The following is a 21,171-nucleotide window of genomic DNA, read 5'->3' on the forward strand; positions in this document are numbered from 1 at the left end:
CGGCAGGACCGTGCCGGGCCAGGTCGCCACGAGCGGCGCGGCGAACCGGACCGCGGACCCGGGGCGCGTGGGGGAAACTGTTGCCGTGACCACCGAGACGACGTCGGGGACGATCACCATCGAGCAGGTGGAGGCGGCCGCCACCTACCCGCTGCGCGCCCAGGAGCTCCGCCAGGGCCGACCGGTGGAGATCGACGAGGACGACGCCCCGTACACGATCCACCTGGCGGCACGGATCGACGGCGGCGAGATCGTCGGCGTGGTCCGCTTCCACCCCCGGGACTGCCCGTGGCGCGAGGGCGAGGGCTCCTGGCAGCTGCGCGGCATGGCCACCGACCCCCGGGTGCGCGGGCTCGGCGCGGGCCGGGCGCTGGTCGCCGAGGGGCTGGTGCGGGTCGCCGCCCGCGGCGGCGACCTGGTCTGGTGCGACGCCCGCGCCGCCGCCGTCGGCTTCTACGAGCGGATCGGCTTCACCACGGTCACCGAGGAGTACGACCTGCGGCCGGTCGGCCCGCACCGCGGCATGCTCATCGAGCTGCCGATCCGCTGATCGGCGCGGTCCGCGAGCCGGGTCAGCGGACCGGGTGCGCCCCGCTGGAGCTGATCCCCGGGATCAGCCCGGCCCGGAAGGCGTCGACGAACAACCGGTGGTCCTCCTGGGTGCGCCGCGCGTACCCGTGGGCGAACTCGACCAGATCGGCGACGAACTCCGCCCGCCGCCCGCCGATCAGCGCGGTGATCGCCTCCTCGGTCTGGAACGGCACCAGGGTGTGGTCGCTGTCGGCGTCGCCGACGCAGTGCAGCTTCGCCGTCGCCCGGCCCAGCTGGTCGAGCACCGGGGCGATCTCCTCGGGCTCGGTCAGCTCGTCCCACTCCAGGTCGGTCTCGTAGGCCGACAGCTCCTGGACGACGAAGCCCACCCCGCCGATCTCGGTGTGCCCCAGGAACTGTGAGGCGTTGGCCTGCAGCGCCCGCTGGCTGACCGCGGTGCGGTGGCCGTGGTGCTCGAAGTAGCCGCTGACCTCGGGGTCGCGGACCACCCGGCTGGGCGCGGCCACGTTGCCCTGCTTGATCGAGAGGACGACGTCGTTCTCCAGCGCCTCGTCGTAGCCCTCGATGAGCACGTTGTAGGCGGGCAGTCCGGCGCTGCCGATCCCGAACCCGCCGGTGCCGACGAGGTCCTTCACCTCGTAGGCCACGTCCCGCCGGCGGCGCGTCGGGTGCACCGTCTGCTGCCACCGGTCCAGGGCGCGCAGCACCTCGGCGCGCTCGTCGTCGTCGAGCCGGCGGTTGCGCGGCAGGTCGGCGAAGCGGCGCTCGTACCCCTCGACCGCGGTCAGCCGGTCGAGCAGCTCGATCCGGGTGCGCGTCGTCGTCCGCAGGATCACCTCGCGCACCGCCCCGCGGGTGTTGTGCCGGGTCAGGGCGAAGAGCCGGTCGGAGTCGGAGTGGGTGAACGCCTCGACCTGGTCCAGCCAGCTGCCGAGGTACCCGGCCAGCAGCTCGCCGATGACGTCGTCGGCGAGGGCCTTGCGCCAGCACAGCAGGGCGAAGCTGGCCGCGAACCGGCGCAGGTCCCAGCTGACGTGCCCGAGGTAGGCCTCGTCGAAGTCGTTGACGTCGAACACGATTCGGCCGGATCCGTCCATGTACGTGCCGAAGTTCTCTGCGTGCAGGTCACCCTGGATCCACACCCGCGACGTCCGCTCGTCACACCAGCGGTCCTCCAGCGTCGCCATGTCCGCGTAGAACAGGCAGGCCGAGCCGCGGTAGAAGGCGAAGGGGTCGGCCGCCATCTTTCGGAACTTCGTCCGGAAGGCGTCCGCGTCGGCCGCCATGAGCGGGGCGAAGGCGTCGACCAGGACGTCGACGATCTGCTGCTGCCTGGTCTGGTCTGCTGGGGTGAGGTCAGCTCGGGCGGCCACGGATGCACCGTAAGGGGTGGTTAGCCTGCTGATCAGTGCTCCGGTGCACGACGCGACCGCGGAGCGGGACGAGAGGACGGGCCAGGTGACGCGAGCGAGCAGGGCGCGACGGCTGGCGACCGGCGCGGCCTACGGCGGCGGGGGCATCGGGCTCGCCGGCGCCGGCCTGGTCACGCTGCTGCGCCAGGAGGCCCGCTCCGCCCGCAAGAGGGTCGTCGCCCGGACGGCGAAGGCCGACCCGCCCACCGGCAACGGCGTCTACGGCCGAGGCCGCGGCAAGCCGCTGGTGTTCACCGTCCTCGGCGACTCCAGCGCGGTCGGCCTCGGCGTGCACCGCGCCGCGGAGACCCCCGGGGTGCTGATCGCCGCAGCCCTGGCCGAGCTCGCCGAGCGGCCGGTCCGGCTGGTCCGGGTCGCCGTCTCCGGCGCCGTCTCCCGGGACCTCGCCGCGCAGGTCGAGCAGGCGCTCACCGACAAGCCCGACGTCGCGCTGATCATGATCGGCGCCAACGACGTCACCAGCCGGACCAAGCCGGCCGTCTCGGTGCGCCACCTGGCCGAGGCGGTGCGGGCCCTGGTGGGCGCCGGCTGCCAGGTCGTCGTCGCCACCTGCCCGGACCTGGGCACCATCCGGCCGATCGCGCAGCCGCTGCGCCTGCTCGCCCGGCGCTGGAGCCGCCAGCTGGCCGCGGCGCAGACGATCGCCGTCGTCGCCGAGGGCGGCCGCACCGTCTCCCTCGGTTCGGTCCTCGGCCCGTCGTTCGCCAGCGACCGGACGCTGTTCAGCATCGACGAGTTCCACCCGTCGGCCGCCGGGTACGCCGCCGCTGCCTCGGTGATCCTGCCCTCGGTCGCCGACGCGGTGGGCGTCTGGCCGGCCGCGGCCGACCGGGGCCTGCGACTGCGCCGGGACAGCGTCCGGCCGATCGCCCAGGCCGCTGCCCGGGCCGCTGGACGCCCGGGCACCGAGGTCCAGCCGACCGAGGTGCGCGGCGAGGAGACCGGGCCGCGCGGGCCGTGGGCGCGGCTGCGCCGCCGGCGCCCGCCGGAGATGCCCACCTCGGCGCAGGCCGACGAGGCCCGCGAGACGGTCGGCTCCTGACCACCGGTCCGGGCTCACCGCGTCCTACTCGGGAGTAGGTTCGGGGGCGACCCGACGTCCGTCGCCGCCCGTGGTGGCGATCCTCAATGTGGAGGACCCATGCCCGAAGCCGTCATCGTCGCCGCCGCCCGGTCCCCGATCGGCCGTGCCTTCAAGGGGTCGCTGAAGGACCTGCGCCCGGACGACCTGACCGCGACCATCGTCCGCGCGGCCCTGGACCAGGTGCCGCAGCTGGACCCGACCGACATCGACGACCTGATGCTCGGCTGCGGCCTGCCCGGCGGTGAGCAGGGCTTCAACATGGGCCGCATCGTCGCGGTGCTGATGGGCATGGACCACCTGCCCGGGACGACGGTCACCCGGTACTGCTCGTCCTCCCTGCAGACCACCCGGATGGCGCTGCACGCGATCCGGGCCGGGGAGGGCGACGTGTTCGTCTCCGCCGGGGTGGAGATGGTCTCCCGTTTCGTGAAGGGCAGCTCCGACGCCATCCCGGACACCGAGAACCCGGTGTTCGCCGACGCCAAGGCCCGGGTCGCGAAGACCGCCGAGAGCGGCGCGGAGTCCTGGCACGACCCCCGCGAGGACGGCGAGCTGCCCGACGCCTACATCGCGATGGGGCAGACCGCGGAGAACCTAGCGCTGCTCAAGGACGTCTCCCGGCAGGAGATGGACGAGTTCGCCGTCCGCAGCCAGAACCTCGCCGAGCAGGCGATCGCCGACGGCTTCTGGGCCCGGGAGATCACCCCGGTGACGCTGCCCGACGGCACGGTGGTCTCCGCCGACGACGGCCCCCGCGCCGGCACCACCCTGGAGGGCATCAGCTCCCTGAAGCCGGTGTTCCGCCCCGACGGCCGGGTCACCGCCGGCAACGCCTGCCCGCTCAACGACGGCGCCGCCGCCCTGGTGATCATGAGCGACCGCAAGGCACAGGACCTCGGCATCACCCCGCTGGCCCGGATCGTCTCCACCGGCGTCACCGGGCTCTCGCCGGAGATCATGGGGTACGGCCCCGTGGAGGCCACCCAGCAGGCGCTGGCACGGGCGGGGATGTCGATCTCGGACATGGACCTGGTGGAGATCAACGAGGCGTTCGCCGCGCAGGTCATCCCCAGCTACCGCGACCTGGGCATCGACATCGACCGGCTGAACGTGCACGGCGGGGCGATCGCCGTCGGCCACCCGTTCGGCATGACCGGCGCCCGGATCACCACCACGCTGCTCAACGGGCTGCGCGCCCGCGACGGCCAGTTCGGGCTGGAGACGATGTGCGTCGGCGGCGGCCAGGGCATGGCGATGGTGGTCGAGCGCCTCAGCTGAGGCCCGAGGCTGTCGGGGCCAGCGCCGCACTGCCCCGGAACGCACTGTGGCCCGGCCCCCTCGCGGGGACCGGGCCACAGGTGGTGCTGTCAGCTCACTCGCGGAAGTAGCTGAGCAGACGCAGGATCTCCAGGTACAGCCAGATGACCGTGATCAGCAGGCCGAAGGCGATGTACCAGGCGAACTTCGGCTCCACGCCGCGGCGGATCGCCTCGTCGGCCATGTCGAAGTCGAGCAGCAGCGAGAACGCCGCCACACCGATCACGACCAGGCTGAAGATGATGGCGATCGGGCCACCGTCGCGCAGCCCCAGCCCGCCGGGCGTGAAGAAGCTGGCGACCAGGTTGACGATGATCAGCGCCAGGACACCGAAGAGCGCGCCGACGATCCAGCGGGTCAGCTTCGGGGTGACCCGGATGGCGCCGGTCTTGTAGGCGAACAGCATCCCGGCGAAGACACCGAAGGTGCCGACGAGGGCCTGCGTCACGATGCCGCTGTACTGGGCGTTGAAGACCTCGCTGATGGCACCGAGGGCGACACCGTAGAGCGCACCGTAGGACAGCGTCGCGACCGGGCTGGCGATCTGCTTGAACGCGATGACCAGGCCCAGGACGAGGGCGATGAGGACCGCCGGCAGGGCCAGGCCCATGGCCAGCCCGTCGGGGACCATCGTCCACGTGATGGCCGCGGAGACCACCGTGACCAGGAAGCTGAGGCCGGTCTTGGTGACGACGTCGTCCATCGTCATGTAGGCGCGACCGGTCGCCGCGTACGGCGATGGCGCGGAGTAGGGGTCGTGCTGGGTGGGTGCTCCGCCGTAGGTCTGCTGCGGGCCTGCACCCCAGCCGGCGTTCTGGCCGGTACCGGCCGCCGGGAATCCCCGGAAGGCCGGGTTGCTGCTGGGCATCGTCATCTCCTCGAGGTGACTGGTCGGGCCGTGAGGTGCAGCTTCGCACCCCACACTGCCTGGTCCAACGCCATCGGGCGCCGGCTAGTTCCCACCCTGTCACGGGGTGCCCCCGGTCGGGTTCGAACCGACACTGGGACCCTTTTAAGGGGCCTGCCTCTGCCGATTGGGCTACGGGGGCTCACCTGCTGCGGCTGGGCGGGACCCTAGCCCGCTGGCCGCACCGTCACCCCGCGGCCAGGTCGGTGGCGCGGCTCAGGACGGCGTCGAGCATCGGCTCGGTGAGCTTGCCGGTGAAGGTGTTCTGCTGGCTGACGTGGTAGCTGCCCAGCAGGGTGAGCGGACCGCGCGGGCCGGTGAGCGTGACCTCGGCGCCGTGCCCGAAGGCGGGGCGTGGCCGCGGGATCGCGTACCCGGCCTCGGCGAGCACCGGCCACAGCGCGGTCCAGCCGAAGCCGCCGAGCACCACGACCACCCGCAGCCGGGGCAGCAGCGCCAGCTCGCGGGCCAGCCACGGGGAGCAGGTGTCCCGCTCCTCCGGCGTCGGGGCGTTGGCCGGCGGCGCGCAACGGACGGCGGCAGCCACCCGCACGTCGGTGAGCTCCAGGCCGTCGTCCCTGGCGACCGACGTCGGCTGGTTGGCGAGCCCGGCCCGCCAGAGCGCGGCGAAGATCCAGTCGCCGCTGCGGTCGCCGGTGAAGACCCGGCCGGTCCGGTTGCCCCCGTGCGCGGCCGGGGCCAGCCCGACGACGGCGATCCGGGCGTCGTCCGGGCCGAGACCGGGGACCGGCCGGCCCCAGTAGTCCTCGTGCCGGAACGACGCCCGTTTGGTGGCCGCGACGTCCTCGCGCCAGGCGACCAGCCGGGAGCAGGCCCGGCAGCCGGAGATCCGCTCGTCCAGCACGGCCAGTTCGCGGGTGGCGCCCGCGCCGCGGCGCACCCCCGCGGGGGTGCGGGTCACCGGGTAGCCGTCGAGGTCGCGTGCCACCCGGACAGTCCACCACCGATGCCCGGAGCGGCGGACCACCGGGCCGGGCGGGATGATCCACCCATGGCCAAGAAGCAGAAAGCCCCCCAGCCGCCCAAGCCGCCGCTGCTGTACAAGCTCCTCGGCGCGAGCCTGGCCATCCCCGCGGGGATCCTGTCGCGGAAGCTGATCACCGCGGCCTGGAGCAAGACCCGGGGCGGCCCGCCGCCGAAGAACCCGGCTGCACCGGGCGTCAGCTGGGGTGACGCACTGGGCTGGGCCGCCGTCTCCGGGGTGATGGTCGCCCTCGGTCGGCTGCTGGGCAATCGCGGCGCCACGGCCCTCTACCAGAAGCTGACCGGCGAGCTGCCGCCGGGCATCAACGCCGGCAGCGCCTGAGGAAGGACCCTCCGCACCCGCCCCAGGCCTCCTATGCCTGGGGCGGGCGGGCGAGGCGCAGGGCGATGCCGTCGAGGATGTCGTGCTCGCTGACCACGACCTCGTCGAAGTCGAGCGCGTCCATGATCACCCGCAGCACGAGCGAACCCGCGCCGATCACGTCGACCCGGCCGGGGTGCATCACCGGGGAGGCGGCCCGGCGCGCCCGGGTGGCCGACAACAGCCCGGCGGTGACCGAGCGGACGGCGCCGACCGGGATCCGTGACCCGTGGATCGCGTCCGGGTCGTAGCCGGGCAGCTCGAGGGCGAGCGCCGCCACTGTGGTCACCGACCCGGCCAGCCCGACCAGCGTGACCGCCTCCTGCACCGGCACCGACGCCCGCACCAGGTCCAGCGCCGCCCGGACGTCGGCCTCGGCGCCCTGCACCTCGTCCGGCGGGGGCGGATCGCCGTGCAGGTGCCGCTCGGTGAGCCGCACGCAGCCCACGTCCACCGACCGGGCCGCCCGCACGCCGCCGGCGTCGCCGAGCACGAACTCGGTCGACCCGCCGCCGATGTCCACGACCAGGAACGGCGGGCGCGGCGCGGCGGAACCGTGCGCGGCCGCCGCGGCGGCGAGCGACGCGGTGGCCCCCAGGTAGGAGAGCTCCGCCTCCTCGACCCCGGGGACGACGTCGGGCAGCTGCCCGAGCGTGGTCAGCACCATCTGCTCGAAGTCCGCCCGGTTGGCGGCGTCCCGCGTGGCGCTGGTGGCCACCATCCGCACCCGCTCGGCGCCCAGCTCCCGGGCCTGCGCGGCGTACTCGGCGAGCACCCGGCGGGTGCGCTCGATCGCCTCCGGGGCGAGCCGGCCGGTGGCGTCCACGCCCTGGCCGAGGCGGACCACCTCCATCCGCCGGAGCAGGTCGGTGTGCGCACCCTCCGGCGGCACGTCGGCGACCAGCAGCCGGATCGAGTTGGTACCGCAGTCGATGGCAGCCACCCGTGTCATCGCACGTCCTCCGGGTCGGTCGGGCTGGGAGCGGCACAGCGGCCGGCGGCCCACCACTCCCCCATCTCGGCGACCGCGCGGTCGCCGATCGGGTTCACGCCCGGCCCGGCGGCCAGCGCGTGGCCGGCCAGGGCGTGCAGGCACTTGACCCGGTCGGGCATCCCGCCGGCGGTGGCCCGGGTGGGCAGCACGTCGCGGGCGTCGCGCGTGGCCAGGTACGACTCGTGCGCGGCCTGGTAGCCGGCGGCCAGGTCCGGATCGGTGCCGAGCTCGGCCTGCCACTCCTTCATCCGGCCGGCCGACTCCAGCCGGCTCGCGGCGGCACTGGCCCGCGGGCAGGTCAGGTAGTACAGCGTGGGGAACGGCGTGCCGTCCTCCAGCCGCGGCGAGGTCTCCACCACGTCGGGCTGGCCGCAGGGGCAGCGGTGGGCGACGCCGACCAGGGCGCGCGGGGGCCGGCCGAGCTGGCGCGCGACGACCGCGCGGTCCTCGGCCGTCACGGGCGGGGACAGCGGCGCCGGCTCGGGTGTGGACACCCCACGAGTCTGCGGCAGCGCCCCGACCGTCCCGTCACGGCCCCCTCCCGGGCACCACCCTGAGCGCGCGAAGGGTGGGGAGGCGGGGATCGTTCTGTTGCGGCAGGGCTACCCGCCGGCTGCCGCGGGGTCTCCGTCGGCCGCCGCGACCGAGCCGAGCAGGCCCTCGTACCAGGGCACGCGGTCGCCCTGGCGCGGCGCCTGGACGGGGGCGTCGGCAGAGTCTCCCGGGTCGCCGGCGTCCCCGACGATCACCAGGCGGTCGCCGGGGAGCACGTAGGTGAGCCGCTCGCGGGCCCGCTGGGCGATGTAGGCGGGGTCGGCCTGGCGGTCGAGCTGAGCCTGCAGCTGCTCGGCGCGGGTGGTGAGCGCGTCGTGCTCGGCCGCGAGCTCGGCCAGTTCCTGGCGGCCGGCCACGTACTGGCGCAGCGGGCCGGCCAGGGTGAGCGCGAGCAGCAGCACGAGAGCGCCGAGCAGCACGGCCCGGCCGGTGACCCGGGGGCCACGGCGCGAAGGGGCGGCACGGGCCGGGCTGCGCGTGCTGCGCCGTCCGGGCCGGCTGCCGCCGCTGCTGCGCGCAGCCGCCCGCACCGGCCGCGAGGAGGCCCGGCGGCGAGCGCCACCGGGCCGACCGCGGCGGGTGCGGGCGGTGCTCACGGCGTCGTCAGCTGCGGGCCAGCCGCGGGAAGGCGGCGGCGCCGGCGTACCGGGCGGCGTCGTCGAGCTCCTCCTCGATGCGGAGCAGCTGGTTGTACTTGGCCACGCGCTCGCTGCGGGCCGGGGCACCGGTCTTGATCTGCCCGCAGTCGGTGGCGACGGCGAGGTCGGCGATCGTGGTGTCCTCGGTCTCGCCGGAGCGGTGGCTCATCATCGAGCGGTAGCCGTTGCGGTGGGCGAGGTTGACCGCGTCGAGGGTCTCGGTCAGCGTGCCGATCTGGTTGACCTTGACCAGCAGGGCGTTCGCCGCGCCCTTCTCGATGCCGTCGGCCAGGCGCGCGGGGTTGGTGACGAACAGGTCGTCGCCGACGATCTGCACGCGGTCGCCGAGGGCCTCGGTCATGGCCACCCAGCCGGCCCAGTCCTCCTCGGACAGCGGGTCCTCGATCGAGACGACCGGGTAGGCGTCGACCAGGCCGCGGTAGTACTCGACGAGCTGGTCGGCCGAGAGGGTCTTGCCCTCGAAGGCATACCCGGCGTCGCTGTGGAACTCGGTCGCGGCGACGTCGAGGGCGAAGGCGATGTCGGTGCCGACGGTGTAGCCGGCCTTCTCCACCGCTTCGGCGATCAGGTCCAGGGCGTCCCGGTTGCTCGGCAGGTCGGGGGCGAAGCCGCCCTCGTCGCCCAGCCCGGTGGCCAGGCCGCGCTTCTTCAGCACCGACTTCAGCGCGTGGTAGGTCTCCGTGCCCACGGCGAGCGCCTCGGCGAAGGTCGCCGCGCCGATCGGGGCGATCATGAACTCCTGGACGTCGACGTTGCTGTCGGCGTGGGCGCCACCGTTGAGGATGTTCATCATCGGCACCGGCAGCAGGTGCGCCGAGGGGCCGCCGACGTAGCGGAACAGCGGCAGCCCGGCGGACTCGGCCGCGGCCTTGGCGACCGCGAGGCTCACGCCGAGGATGGCGTTGGCGCCCAGCCGCTCCTTGTTGGGGGTGCCGTCGAGGTCGAGCAGGCGCTGGTCGACCAGCCGCTGCTCGGCGGCGTCGTAGCCGACGAGCTCGGGGCCGATGACGTCGAGCACGTTGTCGACGGCCTTGGTCACGCCCTTGCCGTTGTAGCGGTCGCCGCCGTCGCGGAGCTCCACCGCCTCGAATGCGCCGGTGGAGGCGCCGCTCGGGACCGCGGCACGGGTGATCGTGCCGTCGTCGAGGGCGACCTCGACCTCCACGGTCGGGTTACCGCGCGAGTCGAGGATCTCCCGCGCGCCTACTGCGTCGATGCTGGCCACGTGCAGCAGCCTAGCCAGCCGCTCCGGTGGAGGTGCGCACCCGCGCCGCGGGGACCGGGGCCGGGCCGGGGATCGGCGCCGGTCGCGCGCCGACGCCTGGGAGCATGACGCCGATGAGCGCTCCCGCGATGCCGCGTCCGCACCGGCGGGCCGGCCGCCAGCTGCTGCTGGGCCTGGTACCGGTGCTCGTCGTCGGGGCCGCGGTGCTGGTGCTGCTGGCGCTGCGCCTGACCGAGCTGCGGGCGCCGCTGGCCGCCGCCGACGCGACAGTGGTCGCCACGGTCACCGGTGCCGGCGCGCCGCCCGAGGGGCGGGGCCTCGTGCTGCGCTTCCCCGGTCCCGGGGGCACGGAGCTGACCGGTCGGCTGGAGCTGCCCGAGCCGCAGGACGTGCCGGTGGGTGCCCAGGTCACCGTCCGGTACGACACGGATGCCCTGGCGGACGACGGGCCGGTGCCGGTGCACGCCGACGGCGACGCCGCCTCCGCCGCGCTGGCCGAGGTGGTCTTCGGGCTGGTCGTGGTGGCCCTCGTGGTCCTGGTCGCCGCCGGGCTGACCGCCGGCCGACTGCTCGGCCGGCCCCGGTTGCGCCGCCACCCCGCCACCCGGGTGACCGCCACGCACCTGGTGCTGCGGCAGGGCCTGCTGGTGCGCAGCTGGCTGGAGCTGTCCACGACCGCCGGGCTGCGCTGGCTGCCGGTGCACTGGGCCCCCGAGCTGGACCGGCTGGTCCCCGACACCCCCGTCGAGGTGCGCGGCGACCCGGCCCGCGACCGGCTGGTGCTGCCGGTCCTCGACGGCACCGAGCTGTGGCCCTCGGGGTGGCTGCACCGCCGACCCCCGCGCGGTGAGCTGCGTCCGGCCCCCGTCGACCCGGCGGCCGGCGACGTCGGCCTGCTCCGGCAGGCGCGGGCCGACGCCGCGCTGCCCTTCGGTGCCCCCGGCGTGGGCCTGCTGTGGGCCTACGTGATGGGCAGCGGCGTGGAGGGCTCCGTGCTGGCGACGGCGGTCTCCGCCGCCGTGCTGTTCTGGCTCCCCCAGCTGCTGGGGTCCGACCCGCGCGCCACCCGGGCCGGCTGAGCCGACCGCTGGGCCCCCGGCCCGGTCACTCGCCGGTCGGGCGCCACTCGGACGACTCGGCGTCCTCCCGGGCGCGCTCGGCCAGCTCCTCCTCGCTCGGCCCGGTGAACGCCCGGGATCGCTCGAGGGCCTCGACGCTGCCGGTGAACAGCCCGGTCTGCGGCCCCGGTGCCGGCGCGGGGCGCTCGCCGTCGTCGACCGGCTGCGGCACGGGCCGGGTCGGTGCCGGCCGGGGCGCCGCGGGCGGGCGGGCGGCCGGCGCCGGGGTCAGGTGGCCGGCGACGCCCTCGTACCGCACCCGGGGCAGGCCGTCGGGGTGCTCGCGCTGCAGCCAGCCGACCAGGCCCTCGCGCACGTGGCAGCGCAGGTCGAACAGGGTCGGGCCGTCCTTGGCGCTGACCAGCACCCGCACCCGCACGACCGACCCGACGGCGTCGGTCACCTGCAGCACCTGCACCCGGCCGTCCCACAACTCGTTGTGCTCGACCAGCCGGACCAGCTCGGTGCGCATCTCCTCGAACGGCACGGTCCAGTCGACGTCGAGCTCCACCGAGCCCAGGACGGCGGACTCCTTGCGGGTCCAGTTCTGGAACGGGGTGGTGGTGAAGTAGGTGGAGGGCAGCACCAGCCGGCGGTCGTCCCAGATGTGCACGACGACGTAGGTCAGCGTGATCTCCTCGATCCGGCCCCACTCGTCCTCGATGACCACCACGTCGTCGACCCGGATCGCGTCGGTGAACGCCAGCTGCATCCCGGCGAAGACGTTGGCCAGCGAGGTCTGCGCGGCCAGACCGGCGACGACGGACAGCAGACCGGCGCTGGCCAGGATGCTGGTGCCGGCGGCCCGGGCGGAGGGGAAGGTCAGCAGCATCCCGGCGACCGCGAGGACGGCGATCAACGCCACGGTGAGCCGGCGGACGAGGGTGACCTGGGTGCGCACCCGGCGGGCGTGCCGGTTGTCCACGACGTCGACGTCGTAGCGGGCCAGCGCCAGGTCCTCGAGCACGAACGCGCCGGCGGCGACCAGCCACGCGGCGACGGCGATCAGCGCCAGCCCGAGCGCCCGGACGACGACGTCCCGCCAGTCGCCCACCCCGGGCGCCGCGTCCAGCACCACGGTGATCGCGAGCAGCACGCAGAACAGCCGGAAGGGCCGGCGGCCGCGGCGGGACAGGTCGGCCAGCGCCGGCGAGCGGCGGGCGAACCGGGTGATCACCACCCCGACGACGAGGGCGGTCAGCCAGGCGACCAGGGCGGCGCCGACGACGACGACGAGCAGCAGCCAGGTGCTGGTCGGCAGCGCCTCGGTCACCGTGCCGTCGTCGGCAGCGAGCAGTGTCGTGGGCACGCGGGGCGGCTCCTTCGCGGACGTGGACTCGGCCGGCCCTCCACGCTAGGGCTTTCCGCCCCGGGCGCGCCTCGTGCCCTCACCCTCCTGGGTGCGCCGCCGCCCGGGCGGCCGCGGCGTCCAGCTCGTCGGCGTACCGGCGGACGGCGGCGCGCAGCGCGTCCTCGGCGTCCCAGCCACGCCGTCGGGCGGCGACCACCAGCCCCAGCAGCAGGGTGCCGAGCTCCTCGGCGTCCCGGGCGGCCAGCTCCCCGGCCGGCGGGGTGGGCAACCCGGCCCGCTCGGCCCGCCCGGCCAGCGCCGCGCCCCAGGAGGTCGCCGGCTGCGATCGGGAGACGCCCTCGGTGGGTGAGCGCCGCTGCTTCTCGGTCTTCTTGATCTCGTCCCACCCGGCCTCGACCTGCGCCACGTCCCGGGGGCCCGCGTCGGCGAACACGTGCGGGTGCCGGCGCACCAGCTTGTCGACCAGCTCGGCGGCGACGTCGTCGACGTCGAAGCGCCGCTCCCCGGGCGCCTCGGCGGCCACCCGGGCGTGGAAGGCCACCTGGAGCAGCACGTCGCCGAGCTCCTCGCGCATGGCGACCGGGTCCTCGTCGACGATCGCGTCGTAGGCCTCGTGCGCCTCCTCCAGCAGGTAGCCGCGCAGGGAGGCGTGGGTCTGCTCGGCGTCCCACGGGCAGCCGCCGGGCGAGCGCAGCCGGTCCATCACGGCGACGACGTCCAGCAGCCGGGCGCCGGGCGGCTCGGGCGCGCCGGCGACCCGCGGCACGACCTCCCAGCCGGCGGCCTCCTCCGGGGTGGCCAGCAGGACGGTGTCCGGCACCGGGGCGGCCGCGCCCGCCGCCTCGGCCGGGTCGGCGACGTCGGTGACCGGCGCGCCCTCCGCGCGCAGCGCGGCGGCGGTGGCCGCCGCCCCGGGCAGGGCGAGGACGAGTGGTGCGGTGGTGACCGCCCGCCAGCCGGCGGGGGCGAGCAGTCCGGGCAGGCGGGGGCTGACGGTGACCAGCAGGGCGATCGGCACCCGCTCAGTCTCCGGCAGCCACCGCCGCGCCGTCGGCCGGGAGCTGGACGACGCCGTCGGTGAGGGTGACGACGCGGGCGTCCTCGAGCACGCCGTAGCGGGGGTTGACCACCGGGTCCAGGTCGTCGCGCACCTCGGCGACCAGCGCGGCGCCGACCTCGCCGGCCTCCTGCGCCGCCTGCGCGGCCAGCTGGTCCCGGACCTCGGCGAAGGTGGGCTCGGTGCGGGCGGCGACGAACCCGACGACCACCCCGCCGGCCTCCGGGATCGGCAGCGCGAAGCCCTGCCCGGCAGGTGTCGCGGCGAACGCCTCGGCCAGCGGCCCGGCCAGCTGGTCGGGGCTGGTGGTCTGGAGCTGCGGCAGCGTGGCCTGCCCGGGGAACTCCGCGGCCACCGCCGGGTAGCCGGCCGGGTCGGCGACCAGCCGGGCGAGCACCGCGTCGGCGGTGACCTGGTCGGGCACGGTGACGAAGCCGACGGCCACCTGCTGCAGCTGGGGGCGCAGCTGCTCGTAGCGGGCCCGCAGCGCGGTCTCGGAGAGGTCCACCCGCCCCGCCGCGTCGGCGAGCCGCGGGCGCAGCAGCTCCTGCCGCACGCTCTGGAACACGTCCTCCCGGGTCGCACCCTGCTCCCTGGCCACCTGGGCGTACACGGCATCGGGGTCGCTGCCACCGAGCAGCGCGGCGATCCGGTCGCGCACCTCGGCGTCGGTGACCTGAACGCCGAGCCGTCGGGCCGCCTCCGCGTGCACCTGCTCGTCGATGCGCAGGCTCAGCACCTGCCGCGTGTAGTCCACCCGCTCGCCCGCGGCGTGGTCGGCGATCGCCGGGTCGGCCAGCCGCTCGTCGACGGCGTCGTCCAGCTCCGCGACACCGATCCGGTCCTCGCCGACGTAGGCGGCCACCGTCGGTGCGGTGCGGCAGCCGGCCAGCGGGGCGACCGCGACCAGCGCGGCGGCGAGCGCGGCCAGGGCTCTGCGGGGCGTCACGGGCGGCAGCGTCCCACAGCGGTGTGACCTGCGTCGCCCTCCGCGCGGGCGTGGCCCACGATCAGCTCAGCTCAGCTGCGGTGCTCCTGGCTCACGCCGGGAGGTGAGCCAGGAGCACGCACGATCAGCTGACCTGATCCCGGGGACGGCCGAGGGGTCAGGAGGCGGCGACGGCCAGCGGCGGCTCGACCACGGCCGACAGCAGCGCGTGCAGCTTCTCCAGCAGCGCCACGTCGCGCAGCGGGGTGCGCCGGTCCGGGCCCACCGGCACCTTGATCGACACGGTGCGGACCGCCTCCTTGTAGGTGGCCCCCTCGGCGAGGCGGGACAGCTTCATCACCTGCGACTCCCGCAGGTCGACCGGGCCGACCCGGATGTTGCGCCCCTGCATCGACACCTCGGTGACGCCGAGCCGCCGCATGGCGGCGCGGAACCTGGCCACCGCGAGCAGGTTGAGCACCGGGGCCGGTGCCGCGCCGTACCGGTCGGTGAGCTCGTCGAGCACGGCCTGCGCCTGGTCGTCGTCCTGCACGCTCGCGACCTTGCGGTAGGCCTCCATCCGCAGCCGCTCCCCCGGCACGTAGTCGTGCGGCAGGTGGGCGTCGACCGGCAGGTCGACGCGGACCTCCGCCGGCTCCACCGGCGGGGCCTCCCCGGTCGCCTGCGCCCGGTAGTCGGTGACCGCCTCGCCGACCAGCCGGACGTAGAGGTCGAAGCCGACCCCGGCGATGTGCCCGGACTGCTCCCCGCCGAGCAGGTTGCCCGAGCCGCGGATCTCCAGGTCCTTCATCGCCACCGCCATGCCGGCGCCGAGGTCGGTGTTGTGCGCGATCGTGGTCAGCCGGTCGACCGAGGTCTCGGTCAGCGGGCGCGACGGGTCGTAGGTGAAGTAGGCGTAGGCCCGCTCCCGGCCCCGGCCCACCCGGCCGCGGATCTGGTGCAGCTGGGAGAGGCCGAAGGTGTCGGCCCGGTCGACGATCAGGGTGTTGGCGTTGGGGATGTCCAGGCCCGACTCGACGATCGTGGTGGCGACCAGGACGTCGTACTCCTTCTCCCAGAAGCCGACCATGATCTTCTCGAGCTCGTGCTCCTTCATCTGCCCGTGGCCGACCGCCACCCGGGCCTCGGGCACGAGCGTGCGGATCTTCGCCGCTGCCTTGTCGATCGACTGCACCCGGTTGTGGATCACGAACACCTGGCCGTCGCGCAGCAGCTCCCGGCGGATCGCCGCGGCCATCTGCTTGTCGTCCCAGGCGCCCACGTAGGTCAGCACCGGGTGCCGCTCCTCCGGCGGGGTGAGGATCGTCGACATCTCGCGGATGCCGGTCAGCGACATCTCCAGCGTGCGCGGGATCGGCGTCGCGGACATCGACAGCACGTCGACCGCCGTCCGCATCGTCTTCAGGTACTCCTTGTGCTCGACGCCGAAGCGCTGCTCCTCGTCGACGATCACCAGGCCCAGCTCCTTGAACCGGGTGGTGGGCTGCAGCAGCCGGTGGGTGCCGACCAGCACGTCGATCTCCCCGTCGGCCAGCTTGCGCAGCGTCTCGTTCGACTCCGCCGTCGACTGGAAGCGGGAGAGCACGGCGACCGTCACCGGGAACTGGGCGAACCGCTCGGCGAAGGTCTTGAAGTGCTGGTTGGCCAGCAGCGTGGTCGGCACCAGGACGGCGACCTGCTTGCCGTCCTGCACGGCCTTGAACGCGGCCCGGACGGCGATCTCGGTCTTCCCGTAGCCCACGTCGCCGCAGATGATCCGGTCCATCGGGACCGGGTTCATCATGTCCGCCTTGACCTCGTCGATGGCGGCGAGCTGGTCAGGGGTCTCCTGGAACGGGAAGGCGTCCTCCAGCTCACGCTGCCAGACGGTGTCCGGGCCGAAGGCGTGGCCCTTGGTCGCCATCCGGGCGGAGTAGAGCCGGATCAGCTCCGCGGCGATCTGCTTGACCGCCTTGCGCGCCTGGTTCTTGGTCTTGGTCCAGTCGGCGCCGCCCAGCTTGGACAGCGCCGGGGCCTCCCCGCCGACGTAGCGGGTGAGCTGGTCCAGGGAGTCGGTGGGCACGAACAGCCGGTCCGGTGGCTGGTTCCGCTTGCCCGGGGCGTACTCGACGATCAGGTAGTCGCGCTGCCCGCCGTGCACGGTGCGGCTGACCATCTCCACGTACCGGCCGATGCCGTGCTGCTCGTGCACCACCAGGTCGCCGGGCTGCAGCTGCACCAGGTCCACGGCGTTGCGCCGCCGGGCCGGCATCTTGGTCGCGTCGCGCATGCTCGTGCCGCGCTGGCCGGTGAGGTCGCCCTCGGTGACCAACGCCAGGCCCACCGATGGGAAGGCGAACCCCGCCTCCAGGTTGCCCTGGGTGACGAAGGGCACGCCCGCCTCGGGGGCGGTCTCGATGCCGGGCACCAGCCGGGCGCCCAGGTCGGCCTCGGTGAGCTGGTCCGCGGCGCGCTGCGCGGGGCCCGGCCCGGCGAAGGTGAGCACCGTGCGCCAGCCGTCGCGGCCCCAGCGGCGGAACTGGTCGAAGGCGCGCTCCTGGTCGCCGTGGAACCGCTCGACGCCGGTGGCGTCCAGCGTCACCTGCGCGGCGTCGTCGTCCGGCTGCAGGGTGAACACGCCCGTCGTCCACCAGGGCAGCCCCCGGCCGCGGGCGGCGCCGGCGACGTCCTCCAGGTCCCGGAAGGACGACGCCCCCAGGTCGATCGGCGCCTGCCCGGCCTCGGCCGCGGTCTGCCAGGACGCGGCGAGGAACTCCTCCGCGGTGCGCACCAGGTCCGCCGCGCGGCTGCGCACCCGCTCGGGGTCGAGGACCAGCACGTGCGTACCACGGGCGACCAGGTCGGTCAGCAGCTCCATCCGGGAGTCGCCGATCAGCGCCGGGGTCAGCGACTCCATGCCCTCCACGGCGATGCCCTCGGCCAGCTTGCCGGCCACCTCGGCCAGCTCCGGGTGGTCGACGGCCAGCTGCGCGGCGCGGGCGCGGACCTCGTCGGTGAGCAGCAGCTCCCGGCACGGCGGGGCCCACAGCCGGTCGGGCCGCTCGTCCAGCGAACGCTGGTCGGCGGCGGAGAAGTACCGCAGCTCGTCGACCTCGTCGCCCCAGAACTCCACCCGCACCGGGTGCGGCTCGGTGGGTGGGAAGACGTCGAGCAGGCCACCGCGGACGGCGAACTCGCCGCGCTTCTCCACCAGCTCGACCCGGGTGTAGGCGGCGTCGGCCAGCGCCCGGGCGACGTCGTCCAGCTCGGCGGTCTGCCCGGGTGCCAGCTCGACCGGCACCAGGTCGCCCAGGCCGGGGGCCAGCGGCTGCAGCACGCTGCGCACCGGGGCGACGAGCACGTCGATCGTGCCGTTCTCCCCGGGGTGGGTGAGGTCCCGCAGCACGGCCAGGCGCCGGCCGACGGTGTCCGCGCGGGGGCTGAGCCGCTCGTGCGGCAGCGTCTCCCAGGCGGGGAAGACCTCGACCCGGCGGTCGGGCACGAAGCAGCGGAGCACCGCCGCGGCGGCGTCCGCGTCGCGCTCCCCCGCGGTGACCACGAGCACCGGCACCCCGGCACCCGGCCGGTCCGCGGCGAGCGCGGCGGCGACCAGCGGCTGCACCGCCGGCGGGGCGGTGACCGCCAGCTCGGCGGAGCCGGCCCGGCTCACGACCGAGGACAGTCCGGCGTCGGTCAGGACGACGTCGAGCACGCCGCGCAAGCTCACGGGGGTCACTCCTGGAGGCTGGTGGCCAGACGGTGCGCGCGGGTGCGCGCGAGGGCCGGCGTCCAGGTTAGTCCCGGTCGCGGACGGCTGCGGGTCCGCTCAGGAGGTGAGCGCGCGGGCGACGCGGCCCACCGGCTCCTCGGCGTCGATCGCGGCCAGTGCCTTGCGCAGGATCGTGCTGGAGGTGTGCATCGTGTAGGGGAAGTAGTGCACCCGGACCCCCACCGCGGCGAAGTCGTGCTCGAGCTTGTCGCCCTTCGCGGTGCCCCGCCAGTCGTCGCCCTTGAAGATCACGTCGAAGCCGACCTCGCGCCAGGTGTCGACCTTGTCCGGCACGACCTCGGCGTGCACGTCGTCGACGAAGCGCAGGTTGCGGACGATCTCCATCCGCTCCTCCAGGGGGACGACGGGCAGCCGCCCCTTGCTCCGCAGCAGCATCTCGTCGGAGACCACCCCGGCCACGAGCCGGTCGCAGTGGGCGGCGGCGTGCTTGAGGATGTTCAGGTGGCCGATGTGGAACAGGTCGTAGGCGCCAGGCGCGTATCCGACGACGGTCAAGTGCCACCTCCAGGACAGGCGGAGGGGCGTCGCGCAGGACGCACGTCCCTCACTCACGGTGACCGGTGCGACGCCTGACGCGGAACAACCCGGCCGTTCAGCCCTCAAGGTAGTGACGATCCGTGACCGGATCGTGGTGGCAGCGTCAGGTTCACCCGATCGACGAGGCGCGCACCTCCGACCGGGTGACCCGGCCCGTCAGCGGACCGAGCGCACCAGCTGGTCGACCGCGGCGGAGACGGTGGCGAAGACCGCGGCGTGGACCTCCGGGGGCTGCCGGTACGGGTCCCCCACCTCGAGGCCGGCGGTGGCCCGCGCGTCCCGATGGGCGGACGCCAGGCGCGGGAGTGCCCGCAACCGGGTGGCGGGGTCCGACCCGACGTCGGCGGGCCAGCCGTGCGCCGCGACCGAGGCGGCGATGCCGGCCAGCTCCCGGAGCAGGAAGGTCCGGCGCAGCGCCGCCGGCTCCACGGAGACCACGGCCGACCGGTGGGCCGCGGTCATGACCAGGACCAGGTCCGCCTCGCGCAGGTGCCCGGGCACCAGCTGCCGGGCACGGAAGCGGTCCGGCGCGACCCCGGCGGCACGCAGCAGGTCGGCCACCGGCGGGTCCACGGGCCGGCCGGCCAGCGCCGCCGTGCCGGCGCTGGCGATGGCGACCCCCGGGACGCCGTCGGCGAACCGGGCAGCGAGCAGCAGCTCGGCCGCCGGGGAACGGCAGATGTTGCCGGTGCACACCGTGAGGACCCGGACCACCGGGTCGGTGCCGTCACTCGCCGGGCCGGGCCCAGCGGTCGGGGAGCCCGGCCGCGGGCGGTGTGCCGCGGTCAGGTGCTCGCACCCTTCCCGCTCGAGCCCACGGTGACCCGGACCGCTGCCGCCGGAGGCGGCAGCTCACCCGCGGGCACCTCGCCGATCGCCGCGGACGGCGCCACCGGGGCCGGTTCCCCACCACGCGCGCGCAGGCGCAGCCGCGTCCACCGGGGCTCCGGGACGGCGGGCAGCTCGTAGGAGCCGTAGCCACGCTCGGCGGCCTGCGCACGGACGGACACCATGTTCATCACGACACCGAGCAACCGGGCGTCGACCCGCCGGAGGGCCTGCAGCGCCTCGGCCAGCTGCGGACGGCGCACCAGGCGACCGCTGGCCACCATGACCACGCCGTCGGCGTGCCGGGAGAGCAGCCGCGCGTCGGTGACCGGCAGCAGCGGCGGGGCGTCCCACACGACGACCTCGTAGCGGGTGAGCAGCTCCGCGGCCAGCTCGGCCATCTCGCCCGAGGAGAGCAGTTGAGCGGGGTTGGGTGGCACCGCCCCCGAGGTGAGGACGGCGAGCCGGCGGGGACCCCACTCCTGCACGACGTCGTCGAAGGAGGCGCGCCCCACGAGGACCGTGGACAGCCCGGCCGCCTGCTCCAGCCCCAGCCGTGCGGCGACGGTCGGCCGGCGCAGGTCGGCGTCGACCAGGAGCACCCGATCGGAGACCTCGGCCAGGGCCAGGGCCAGGTTCATCGCCACCGTCGACTTGCCCTCGCCCGGCAGCGAGGACGTCACGACCATCGACAGCGGGCGCCCGCTCACCTGCAGGAACTGGGTGTTCGTGCGCAGCTGCCGGTACAGCTCGGCCTGCGCGCTGCGCGGCTGGTCGTGGACCACCACGGTGTCCTCCGACGCGGGATCGGCCGTCAGGTTGCCCAGCAGGGGCGCATCGGTGAGCGCCCGCAGCTGCCGGTCGCTGCGGACGCGGGTGTCAAGCGCCTCGCGCAGCAGCGCCAGGAGAACGCCCAGCACCACGCCCAGGAGCAGACCGGCGGCCAGGTTGAGCTTCGTGTTCGGCGACGACGGGTACAGCGGCGCCACGGCAGGGGCGACCACGGTGCTGCGGACGGTGACCTCGCCGTCCGCGTTGCGCGGGGCCACCTCGGACACGACCTCGCCGAGCTGGTCGGCCACGGCGTCGGCGATCTCCGCCGCCCGCGCCGCGGACGTGTCGGTGACCGACACCTCGAGCACGACCGTGTCGTTGGCTGCCCGGGCACTGACGCTGCGCGCCAGCTCCTGGGGCGACTCGGGCAGGCCCAGCTCGGTGACCACCGGGCCGAGCACCGACGGCGTGGTGACCAGGGTCGCGTACGAGGCCATCTGCGCCTGGGTGAAGTTCGCCCCCTGGGCCAGGTCGTTGGCCGAGTTGCCGCTCTCCAGCGAGAAGAACATCCGGGCCGTCGAGGTGTACGTCGGCGTCGCGAGTGCGCTGAGCAGGCCGGCCAGCAGGACGGCCAGCACCGCGGGCACCGCCACCGACACCCATCGCCGCCGCACCACGTCGACGTAGTCGTGCAGGCTCATGCTCGCTCGCTCCCCCGTCGTCCTGATCGGGCCC

The 21,171-nt window shown here is 74.9% G+C and carries 19 protein-coding genes and 1 tRNA gene; 5 read left to right on the plus strand and 15 right to left on the minus strand.

Annotated elements, in window-relative coordinates:
- Positions 1-85 precede the first annotated feature (85 nt).
- The gene (locus ACI783_RS14540; protein ID WP_457141100.1) at positions 86-550 is read left to right on the plus strand and encodes a GNAT family N-acetyltransferase; all 465 of its coding nucleotides are present in this window, start codon (positions 86-88) and stop codon (positions 548-550) included.
- 22 nt (positions 551-572) lie between these two features.
- On the opposite strand, the gene ACI783_RS14545 is transcribed toward ACI783_RS14540, so the two are convergent.
- Positions 573-1,925, minus strand: coding sequence for a DUF2252 domain-containing protein (locus ACI783_RS14545; protein ID WP_457141101.1), 1,353 nt, complete (start codon positions 1,923-1,925; stop codon positions 573-575).
- Positions 1,926-2,010: 85 nt separating this feature from the next.
- On the opposite strand from ACI783_RS14545, the gene ACI783_RS14550 reads away from it, so the two are divergent.
- Complete coding sequence (locus ACI783_RS14550; RefSeq protein ID WP_457141102.1) at positions 2,011-3,027, plus strand: SGNH/GDSL hydrolase family protein; 1,017 nt, start codon at positions 2,011-2,013, stop codon at positions 3,025-3,027.
- Between the two features lie 99 nt (positions 3,028-3,126).
- The gene (locus ACI783_RS14555; RefSeq protein WP_457141103.1) at positions 3,127-4,347 is read left to right on the plus strand and encodes an acetyl-CoA C-acetyltransferase; all 1,221 of its coding nucleotides are present in this window, start codon (positions 3,127-3,129) and stop codon (positions 4,345-4,347) included.
- A 94-nt stretch (positions 4,348-4,441) separates the two neighbouring features.
- On the opposite strand, the gene ACI783_RS14560 is transcribed toward ACI783_RS14555, so the two are convergent.
- The 3 genes from ACI783_RS14560 to ACI783_RS14570 form a co-directional block, all read right to left on the minus strand.
- A complete protein-coding gene (locus tag ACI783_RS14560) occupies positions 4,442-5,254 on the minus strand; it encodes a Bax inhibitor-1/YccA family protein (RefSeq protein ID WP_457141104.1) in 813 nt (270 codons plus the stop codon).
- Positions 5,255-5,361: 107 nt separating this feature from the next.
- Positions 5,362-5,435 (minus strand) — tRNA-Leu (locus tag ACI783_RS14565).
- A gap of 45 nt (positions 5,436-5,480) precedes the next feature.
- Complete coding sequence (locus tag ACI783_RS14570) at positions 5,481-6,242, minus strand: uracil-DNA glycosylase (RefSeq protein WP_457141105.1); 762 nt, start codon at positions 6,240-6,242, stop codon at positions 5,481-5,483.
- 63 nt (positions 6,243-6,305) lie between these two features.
- Here ACI783_RS14570 and ACI783_RS14575 point away from each other — a divergent pair, with 63 nt between their 5' ends.
- Positions 6,306-6,620 (plus strand): DUF4235 domain-containing protein, encoded by a 315-nt coding sequence (locus ACI783_RS14575; RefSeq protein ID WP_457084742.1) that lies wholly within the window; start codon positions 6,306-6,308, stop codon positions 6,618-6,620.
- A 31-nt stretch (positions 6,621-6,651) separates the two neighbouring features.
- Here ACI783_RS14575 and ACI783_RS14580 read toward each other — a convergent pair whose 3' ends face one another.
- From ACI783_RS14580 to eno, 4 genes are all read right to left on the minus strand, one after another.
- Entirely contained in the window at positions 6,652-7,611 is a 960-nt protein-coding gene (locus ACI783_RS14580; protein WP_457141106.1) for a Ppx/GppA phosphatase family protein, read from the minus strand.
- Complete coding sequence (locus ACI783_RS14585; RefSeq protein WP_457141107.1) at positions 7,608-8,147, minus strand: DUF501 domain-containing protein; 540 nt, start codon at positions 8,145-8,147, stop codon at positions 7,608-7,610. The genes ACI783_RS14580 and ACI783_RS14585 overlap by 4 nt, the downstream gene beginning before the upstream one ends.
- A gap of 108 nt (positions 8,148-8,255) precedes the next feature.
- Positions 8,256-8,804 carry an FtsB family cell division protein gene (locus tag ACI783_RS14590; RefSeq protein ID WP_457141108.1) on the minus strand — a complete coding sequence of 183 codons (549 nt, stop codon included), beginning with the start codon at positions 8,802-8,804 and terminating at the stop codon, positions 8,256-8,258.
- A gap of 7 nt (positions 8,805-8,811) precedes the next feature.
- A complete protein-coding gene (gene eno, locus ACI783_RS14595; protein ID WP_457081604.1) occupies positions 8,812-10,092 on the minus strand; it encodes a phosphopyruvate hydratase in 1,281 nt (426 codons plus the stop codon).
- A gap of 113 nt (positions 10,093-10,205) precedes the next feature.
- Here eno and ACI783_RS14600 point away from each other — a divergent pair, with 113 nt between their 5' ends.
- On the plus strand, positions 10,206-11,171 hold the full coding sequence (locus ACI783_RS14600; RefSeq protein WP_457141109.1) for a hypothetical protein: 966 nt from the start codon (positions 10,206-10,208) through the stop codon (positions 11,169-11,171).
- A 25-nt stretch (positions 11,172-11,196) separates the two neighbouring features.
- Here the strand turns inward: ACI783_RS14600 and ACI783_RS14605 are convergent, their stop codons facing one another.
- From ACI783_RS14605 to ACI783_RS14635, 7 genes are all read right to left on the minus strand, one after another.
- On the minus strand, positions 11,197-12,519 hold the full coding sequence (locus tag ACI783_RS14605; RefSeq protein ID WP_457141110.1) for a mechanosensitive ion channel family protein: 1,323 nt from the start codon (positions 12,517-12,519) through the stop codon (positions 11,197-11,199).
- A gap of 79 nt (positions 12,520-12,598) precedes the next feature.
- On the minus strand, positions 12,599-13,540 hold the full coding sequence (locus ACI783_RS14610) for a MazG family protein (RefSeq protein ID WP_457141111.1): 942 nt from the start codon (positions 13,538-13,540) through the stop codon (positions 12,599-12,601).
- Positions 13,541-13,544: 4 nt separating this feature from the next.
- Positions 13,545-14,528 carry a peptidylprolyl isomerase gene (locus tag ACI783_RS14615; RefSeq protein WP_457141112.1) on the minus strand — a complete coding sequence of 328 codons (984 nt, stop codon included), beginning with the start codon at positions 14,526-14,528 and terminating at the stop codon, positions 13,545-13,547.
- A gap of 157 nt (positions 14,529-14,685) precedes the next feature.
- Positions 14,686-18,243: a transcription-repair coupling factor gene (gene mfd, locus ACI783_RS14620; protein WP_457141113.1), complete on the minus strand. Its 3,558-nt coding sequence runs from the start codon at positions 18,241-18,243 to the stop codon at positions 14,686-14,688.
- Between the two features lie 90 nt (positions 18,244-18,333).
- Positions 18,334-18,792 carry an adenylyltransferase/cytidyltransferase family protein gene (locus ACI783_RS14625; protein WP_457141114.1) on the minus strand — a complete coding sequence of 153 codons (459 nt, stop codon included), beginning with the start codon at positions 18,790-18,792 and terminating at the stop codon, positions 18,334-18,336.
- A gap of 198 nt (positions 18,793-18,990) precedes the next feature.
- Positions 18,991-19,548, minus strand: coding sequence for an arsenate reductase/protein-tyrosine-phosphatase family protein (locus ACI783_RS14630; RefSeq protein WP_457141115.1), 558 nt, complete (start codon positions 19,546-19,548; stop codon positions 18,991-18,993).
- A 71-nt stretch (positions 19,549-19,619) separates the two neighbouring features.
- Positions 19,620-21,137, minus strand: a complete 1,518-nt coding sequence (locus ACI783_RS14635; protein WP_457141116.1) for a polysaccharide biosynthesis tyrosine autokinase — start codon at positions 21,135-21,137, stop codon at positions 19,620-19,622.
- Positions 21,138-21,171 lie beyond the last annotated feature (34 nt).

The sequence above is a fragment of the Modestobacter sp. SYSU DS0511 genome (assembly GCF_054050755.1).

Bases quoted from the DNA above. Each gene is read 5' to 3' on its own strand.
- ACI783_RS14555 (WP_457141103.1), top strand. From the start codon at position 3,127: ATGCCCGAAGCCGTCATCGTCGCCGCCGCCCGGTCCCCGATCGGCCGT.
- ACI783_RS14560 (WP_457141104.1), bottom strand. From the start codon at position 5,254: ATGCCCAGCAGCAACCCGGCCTTCCGGGGATTCCCGGCGGCCGGTACC.
- ACI783_RS14575 (WP_457084742.1), top strand. From the start codon at position 6,306: ATGGCCAAGAAGCAGAAAGCCCCCCAGCCGCCCAAGCCGCCGCTGCTG.
- ACI783_RS14580 (WP_457141106.1), bottom strand. From the start codon at position 7,611: ATGACACGGGTGGCTGCCATCGACTGCGGTACCAACTCGATCCGGCTG.
- ACI783_RS14600 (WP_457141109.1), top strand. From the start codon at position 10,206: ATGAGCGCTCCCGCGATGCCGCGTCCGCACCGGCGGGCCGGCCGCCAG.
- ACI783_RS14635 (WP_457141116.1), bottom strand. From the start codon at position 21,137: ATGAGCCTGCACGACTACGTCGACGTGGTGCGGCGGCGATGGGTGTCG.